Origin of the sequence: Paracoccus sp. (in: a-proteobacteria) (assembly GCF_032007265.1) — a bacterium.
Lineage (GTDB): Bacteria > Pseudomonadota > Alphaproteobacteria > Rhodobacterales > Rhodobacteraceae > Paracoccus.
This window is the reverse complement of record NZ_DALZMB010000147.1, coordinates 1-7,626: the sequence shown is the minus strand read 5'-3', so window position 1 is coordinate 7,626 and position 7,626 is coordinate 1. Positions and strand designations below refer to the sequence as shown.

The window sequence follows — 7,626 nt, the reverse complement described above, 5'->3', positions numbered from 1 at the left end:
CTTCGAGTTTTTTTCCGTTACGCCTTTAGTCTCCAGAAGCTCGAACAGTTGTGGCCAGTTGTAATGGTTCCAGCCTCCTCCCAGTACGACGAGGACATTCTCGAACTCGGCGCCTTTGACGCTGTGCTGGGTCGCGAAGGGCGTGAAGCCTTCAATGAATTTCAAAACTTCCACTATCTGAGAGTAGGGAACCTTGCGCAACGCCTCATGTCTTTGTAATGAACCCATATCATCAGGGATAGCCTCCCCGCTGAGCGCCGCCAGATCATCCTCCCTCTTGACGATCCGCGAGGTGAGGACGGGGCGGTCCGTGGTCTTGAGGTGGTCAAGAACCTGCCCGATGCTCCCCTGGCTTCGAAGCTTGAGAAGTCGGTCCATATCCTTGCGCCAGGAGACTTTGTCCCCATGGCATCGGATCGCGGGGCCGCTCCCGTGAATGCGGAACATCTCACCGTAGGTGCCGGACGAATATGCCGAGCACATTGGCTCCACAACTTCGGCCAAAAACCTGACGACGGGATCCTCCTTTCTGACGAACTGGTCATTCTTTCCTTTGAAAGCTTCCGCTATGCCCGGATATCCCTGTTCGGCGGCAAGGACGCTATGGGTAAGCATCAAGACCTTAGTTTTTTCTGGGACCCAACCTTCACTCTCTAGGCGAGCCATCAAGTTGATCCTTGCGGCCCTTGCCATTTCGGAAGGCAGGTCGTTTTTAGAATGGGGCGAATTGGTCCTCTGCCCGTTGTAGGCGTTGGCGTGGAAGAAGCGGGCCTCGCCCGGCAGATTGGGATGGCTGACCACCTGAGGCAGTTCCGGCCGCAAACGGTTGAGCACATCAACGATGGGCTGCACTGAGCGGAAATTGGAGCCCTTGTCTATGCCGTCGACGGAGTACTGAGCGAGCTCGTACTCGCTTCGATAGATTGTTTGCCAATGATCGCCGAACAGCCCGACAAGGGGGCCGCCGCTGCTTTTGAAGACATGTTCGTCAATCGCGTTCATGAAGTTGCGATCAGTGTCCTGGTACTCGTCGATGAAGAGGATGGGAAACCGTTGTGTGAGAAGGCGCTTAAATTTTTCCATTGACAAAAGTTTGGCCATGATCGCCGGAACGTCGTCATGGGCAAGCGACACCTCATCGCCGCTAATCCGGAAGAATCCCAGATCGTAAGTTACCCGTTTGTCGCCCATGCCACCGGCTTCCGCGATCACGTCTGTCCGGCTTTCCAGTTCAGAAAGCACTGACCGCAACGCGGCTTGAAATGGCGCCATGAAGCTCCAAGAAAATGCGTGGATAGTCTCGACGAGAATAGCCGGATGATCTTCGACTTCGACGGCGATCTCATCGCGCGCCACCTCCGTGTAGGTGATGCACGCCACGCGCTGCCCTGCTTGAACCAGGGAGCGCCCTTGCTCGGAAATGATCTTCTTAAGAGCTGCGACGAGTGAGTAGGTCTTGCCTGCGCCGGCACCCGCTTCGAGCCGGAAGCTCTTTCCCGCATCGAGGCTGGCCTCGATCTTGGCTTGTGCCGCATTCGCCGCGACAATGGCGGGGTTTTCTTGGCTGACGGTCACGATGCGAAACCCGGGACTTCGCCACCATCTTTCTGCGGAACAATCGGCGGCGGCTCTGCGGGCGGGGACTGAGGTTCGGCCAGCCAAGCCAATCCTTCACGGATGTAGCGCGGCGCTACCCAATCCTTTTCACGAATGGCGAACTGCAGTGCCGTGTCCGCCTTTCCCATGTCCTTAGCCATTTCCCATGCCTCGGAAACCATGTTCTCACCTCCTTCGAGTCCAAAGCGCTTGGGATTGGCAAGGATCAGGGCGTCTTCAAAGCTGCGGGCGCAGGCGTTCGTCTCCTTCACCTCTGGAATCTGAAACGCCAAGCGTCGGAACCGTGAAGTCTTCTCTGCATCCGTCTTCGCGATTAATTCCGAAGGCTTAATGTGGGGCGGGTTCGCGCCGGAACTCGTGTCAAACCAATGCCTGATAGCCGAGTTGCTTGTACGCTGACCTTCGGACACAATGCATTTCTCGTACTTGGTTGTGTCCTTGCCGGCTTTGGTCTTCGTTGCGACACCAACGACGGAGTCGATATCGGTTATGACGAGCGTTTTGAGTTCCAGGAAGTCAATTAAGGGATAGAAGAGGTGGGCGTATGCCCCACCTACTTCCATCGTGGTCACGTATTGCCGGGCCAATTTGTGTTCGGCTGGAAGTTCCCGATCCGCAAGGTCGCACAATCTCGGCACCAGAATCCGCTCCGTCGTTCCCTCCACCATGATCGCCTTGTCGGCGAAGTATAGGTCGCACTTTGTAAGCGTCATGTATTGGTGCAAGAAATCCTTGTCGGGATCCGGGATGGCCGCCATGCCCTTTTTGAAGTCCTTTACCTTGGTCTGTCTGGCACCGGCGGCGACTGGGTCCTCATTGAGGAAGTAACGGACCGCTTCGAACGTGGCAGTGTTGGCGACATGCGGCGAGTGGGTGGTGATGACGAACTGTACTTTCCACGCCGGCTCGTCGGGATACCCTTCGGACAGCTTTGCGACCGCCTTATGCAGTTGCGCGATGAACACCTCCTGCATCTGTGGATGGAGATGAGCTTCTGGCTCCTCAATGAAGATCAAATGAGTGCTGGGGCGAGTTTCCCTTGCCCTATACTCCTTATGGAAGATCTGGAGTTGCAGCAGCATGTAGATCAGGTTGCGCGTTCCGAGCCCATTATATCCTTCGGGTAAGTGCACGCCGTCATTGCTGGCGTAGACAATCTTGGTGTGGTCGTTGAGTAGCGCCTCGACGTTCAGCACCGTCTCGGGCCGCAGGGTAGAGTCGTTCGGCCCCGGAAATCCAAGAACGTCCATAGCCGGCAGTAGACCCGTCAGCACGTCGTCGAATTCTTCCTGAACACCACGTTCGATACCTTCAACCGATGACTTCAGTTGTGCCGCGAGTGCCTGATCGGCAGCGGCTGCCGTCGGAGCTTTAGCTGTCTTATAGAGGTCGCCGAGAATCTTGCCGATGACGTCCGCGTCACCGTGGCTGGAATGGTCGAGGGTTCGTTGCGCACGCACTAGATCCCACTTGATCAGTGAGCGCAGATGGCTGGGCTCCAACCGCCGCCGGTTGTCCGGCTCCGTGGGATCGATCGCCCAGACTTCGGTTTCGTATACGGATCCGAGAACTTCCTTGACGTGGCGATAGAAGGCGGCAGCGGGGTCGGAAGCGTCGGGATCTGCGTCGAATTCCAAGAGCATCGACAGGCTCGATAACCGCGGAGCGTAAACGACATGCGCGATCGCGATGTCCGAGCCAGCATCGAGATCGATCACGAAGGGTGACATCGCGCCAATGTCGGCCGCCGCCTTGTCGTACGCAAGAGTGAGCGTGATTGCGATCTTCGGCAGCATGTCAAGCACGGCATTCGGCGTAGCGCCGGCCGCCTTGGCCCCCCTAGCCGCAGCGAATTTCGAGCGCTCAGCGGCCGAAAAGTCCTGTAGCCTGAAAGGTGAGCCTGTGGCAGCGAAACACCGGAAAACATCCGTCAAAGAAGTCTTGCCGCTGTTATTACGGCCCACCACGATAGTTGCCGTATCCTCGAGCATGAGCTCAACATCCCGTAACAGCCGAAAACCCTGAATTCGAACCTTTCTGACCTGCACCACTTCACTCCAAATCAATTCGCCCTCAAGTTGACAGTTTTTATTCCAGAAGCAACTTTTGAATGTATATGTCGCAAGAATTCACTTTTTGATCAGCGTCAATTACGTAGACCGCTTCGGAGCACGGTGCTCGGCAACAAGTCTGACCTGCGATCGTCCGGTTTGAGCCGCTGTCAGGGCGTGATGGTCCAGAGCGAAAGCAAGCCCTTCTTGCCCTGCCATTCACCGCCGACCCGGGTGAAGCCCGAGCGTTCGAGATTGTTGCGCATGGTGTTGCTGTCGGTTGTGGCGAAGGTGGGCTCAGTCAACTTCTCGGCAATCGCGGTGACGAGACCCGCAGAAAGTTGCTTGCCCTGCATGTCGGGGGCGATGACGACATAGCCGAGTTCGGGGGCAGCCTCGAAGCCGGCAATCGGTGCGCAAGCCTTGGTGAACTTTTCGCGACGATAGGATGCTAGAGGCTGCTTCCATGCCGCCGCGCCGATTATCCGATCGGTGCCTGTCTCGCGCAGCAGCGCGACGCAGCGGGTGCGCTCGAGCCGGGCGAGGAGAACGTCGACGGTGCCATCGACGGCCTCCCCCCTGACGACAAGCTGCGCGACGGCACGCTGGTCGTCGGGGGCGAGATCGTTGAAGGTACCGGTCCAAGGATAAATGTCGTCCGTCATGCATGTCTCTCGCTTCTACGATTTGGTCTTGGCGGCCCGGGCTGGCTTTTTCGTGGGTGGCGCGTAGTAGATTGCATCGAGCATGGCGACGCGCGCGTCCCATAGCTCCATATCCACGTCCACCGGGCGCGGTGCATTGTACCAGGGCGCCTGTCGGATGGGCTCGATGACCCAATCCCAATAAGTGTCGAGGGTCAGCATGTTCGGGCGAAAGTCGAGCGCCTCCGAAAGGCGGGACTTGTTGCCGCCGTTGACGCAGACGAAGAAGTCCGGGCGCTTCATCGCAAGCAGGCGGGTCGCGGTCGCGATAGGGTTGCCTGCTTTCGATTTTGGGAGAGCCCGTTTGAAGGTCGCAGCATATTGATCGAACTGGGCGCGGGTGACATCACCGCGCTTGGGGATCAGGTCCAGAGCTTGTGCGATCGCTGAATCCTGAAGCCCGATAGCCTTGGTGAAGGCGGTGGCTCTTTTCATCGAACCGAACCAACCCCATTCGAGTCTGCCTAGGTTCGCGGACGTGGCTTCGACAGTGCCAAGCAGCCCGGCAACGCCCTTCCATTCCGCGAGCGAGAGATCTGCGAACGAGCCTTTCCTTGCAAACATCTTCTGGATTTCACGGACCAGATCGATGCGCTTGTCGAAGCCGTGATGTTTATCGCGCCGTGCGCGCCTGACGAACTCCTCCCAAGACATGGTAGCAAGGCGCGAGTTGAGGCGGGGCCATTGATCCTCGTCATCGGGCAAAACCGGATTGATCGGTCTCTGGGCCTTATCCGCGGCCTTGGCCTGCCGACGGTAGCTAGCGGCGAGTTTCTTCGTGATGGGATGGTGAAGCCACTCGTAGCTCGCAAGCTGCTTCCGGACCTGCTTGAAAAACATCTCGTCCGTCGAGCCTTTCACATAGACGCTGGCCTCAAGATTCTTGCCTAGTCCGCCGTTAGTGAAGTTGGCGCTGCCAACGATCGCCTCTGCCTCGGCGCCCGACTGAAAATAGAAAATCTTGGGGTGGAAGCAGCCGGGCCTGTTCTTCGCAACGAAGGCATTGGGCACGCCGACGAGTTCGTCGATGAGGTCTGGATCAGTCGCCGAGAAATCGAGGCCGAATAGAACAGTGTCGAACTTGGCTTTATTGGCGACCAGCGTCTTGGCAACCTCGGTTAATTCACCCCACGCAACGGCAATGGAGATACAGTCATGATTTTTGATCAACGCCTTCAGACGACGTGAGATCGCGTTTGCTTCCAGTAATGCGATCTCCATGCTCCGCCCCATTGCCCCTCTAACGATTTTTATGACATGAGCGCACACGCTTGCAACATTCGAAGCGCGAACACTCACCGAGACGAAATGATTCACCTAGCTTTGAGTGGTCGCTTCGGGGAGTTCCGTCGCGCAGCGGTACGTGGCGATGAGTGACCGCCGTGGGCCGACCGCCTGCTTCAGGCGACTGAACGGAATTGCTGGTCGCCGTGTCGAGGTATGTTCATTGGAGCCCTTACCGGCCGTTCGCGAGTACTACCTTTGCCGCAGCTCGGCGACACCCCATGCCGGAAATTCAAGATTCCGCCCGGTGCCCTACAAGAGCCCGAGGAGTGATGAACGCAGGAAGCGGACGGTCGGCGGAAACCGTGAGCGCCACCCTAAAAAATCGATGGAGATCGCCACGCCCGTCGCCTTAGGTGTTTCAAAGAAAGGCCGAGAACCACTTTTTCACGTGCCACTCGGCTGTGGAATTTGACGGACAAACATTGAAGCGGAATGCCACGCCGTGGTGTTGAACCAGATCTTGCACAGAATATCCGTTTTGGTTGGTAATGAGTGCAGACTTTCCAGAAAGGCCGCATTCCAATGCCATACCGACAGACGCCCGCCCCAAGGGCAGGGCCAGTTTGCCAGAGTAAAATTTCATCTCTGCATGGACTGTGACGGCCGTATAATCGGGATCGCCTCCGCTGGCGCGACATGAACTGGCGACTATTTCCGGGAGCACGATGAGATCAAACTCATGAAGCAGACGCCCAGACTTCGTCGGGATCGAAATCCCGACGGGCGTCTGCCCAGAAACTTTCACTCCCAAGTGTGCTTCTAGCGGCTCCCTGCCTGCCTTCGTCATCTGCGCGAACGTGTATTGACGGGACGTGATCCGACCAGGGCCAAGGCGGAACAAGGGTTCTGTAACGGGATTGCCCCAGCCGTCGCGCAGCTCTAGCTTCCAGCCTTTACAAGCCGCCGCCGAAAGTAGCAGCGTCAACACGTAGGCCTCGTAGAGGTCATTATCCTTCGCCTTGCTAGCGTATCCAAGATCGACCGACAGGCCGAGCGCTGTCTCGAGGTTGGTCAGCAGGCTAGTCAGCGCCATCAAGATGGTTCCTCAGTAAATCGAATACCTGCCGGTGGGCAGCGAGTTCCGAGAGTGCCCTTCTGCGCTCAGGACCGGAAGATAAATACGATTCGACATCAAAGGCTTTACGATCTCTCAGGCTGAGCGCCTCTTCGTCATCAGGCCGGTCCATGTCATCTGGTTCGAAGTGGATTTCCCCACTAAAAAAGCTATCGCCTATTGATAATTCGATGTCGGCGAGATCGACGGTGACGATTTCGGCCGCAGTTATCAGGGCGAGTGCGCGCGTCCGCGGTGCGACCATAGAATTGAGAGAATCTTCCGCTTCAACTGCAGCCCAGCCGAACCCTTTGCGAAACAGTAGTTCTCGCAGGTCAGCGATCAGTTGTTCAATTTCCTCATCATCCATCGATCCTCAATTGCCGGTCCGGCACCCTGCGGTCAAGTCTAAATGATGCATATGACTCGCCTCGTCGAAGGCGCAGCTTCAATCACTATCCGTGAAGTGGCTGGCGTCAATTTTCCACTGCGCTGGCGCGAATGAGGCGATGTGCCGTTTGTGGCGGGTTCGCTGAGCCTCTCGCGCCTGGCCGCTATGGCTTTGGGGCGGGCTTGCGACAGCTCGGCTTACTGGACGCCCAACGGGGTCGGTCCTCCCGGCAGAGACGCCCCGCGCCTGCCATCGTGACCGGTGTATGCTGCAGAACAATACAATCGGCAGCTTCGGGGAATGCGGCAAAGCAGCATGATTTGAGGTTGACCGGCGGCTATGGGCCGAAACTTCTGCGGCAACTGCGAATTGGCATATCAGGCAGCGCCTAGGTCGAATGTGTCCGAAGAGCTTAGAGCATCGCAATCTAATTCCGGCCTGTGTGGCAATTGGGTTGGAAGCAGGCAGGTAATCCTCCCCTTGGTTAAGGGGATGCGGCAGTAGAATTTTCTCGTAGCGTGA

Annotated in this window: 6 protein-coding genes; all 6 read right to left on the bottom strand. The window is 57.2% G+C overall.

Annotation, left to right across the window (positions count from 1 at the left end):
• A partial coding sequence (locus RTS12_RS19265; RefSeq protein WP_312531407.1) for a UvrD-helicase domain-containing protein occupies window positions 1-1,575 on the bottom strand: 1,575 nt, incomplete at its 3' end.
• Window positions 1,572-3,665, bottom strand: coding sequence for an ATP-dependent endonuclease (locus RTS12_RS19260; RefSeq protein ID WP_312531409.1), 2,094 nt, complete (start codon window positions 3,663-3,665; stop codon window positions 1,572-1,574). The genes RTS12_RS19265 and RTS12_RS19260, both read right to left, overlap by 4 nt.
• A gap of 173 nt (window positions 3,666-3,838) precedes the next feature.
• On the bottom strand, window positions 3,839-4,333 hold the full coding sequence (locus tag RTS12_RS19255) for a hypothetical protein (protein ID WP_312531406.1): 495 nt from the start codon (window positions 4,331-4,333) through the stop codon (window positions 3,839-3,841).
• A 15-nt stretch (window positions 4,334-4,348) separates the two neighbouring features.
• The gene (locus RTS12_RS19250) at window positions 4,349-5,593 is read right to left on the bottom strand and encodes a hypothetical protein (RefSeq protein ID WP_312531405.1); all 1,245 of its coding nucleotides are present in this window, start codon (window positions 5,591-5,593) and stop codon (window positions 4,349-4,351) included.
• A 424-nt stretch (window positions 5,594-6,017) separates the two neighbouring features.
• A complete protein-coding gene (locus RTS12_RS19245) occupies window positions 6,018-6,692 on the bottom strand; it encodes a hypothetical protein (RefSeq protein WP_312531403.1) in 675 nt (224 codons plus the stop codon).
• Window positions 6,679-7,083, bottom strand: coding sequence for a hypothetical protein (locus RTS12_RS19240; RefSeq protein ID WP_312531401.1), 405 nt, complete (start codon window positions 7,081-7,083; stop codon window positions 6,679-6,681). The genes RTS12_RS19245 and RTS12_RS19240 overlap by 14 nt, the downstream gene beginning before the upstream one ends.
• Between the last annotated feature and the right edge of the window lie 543 nt (window positions 7,084-7,626).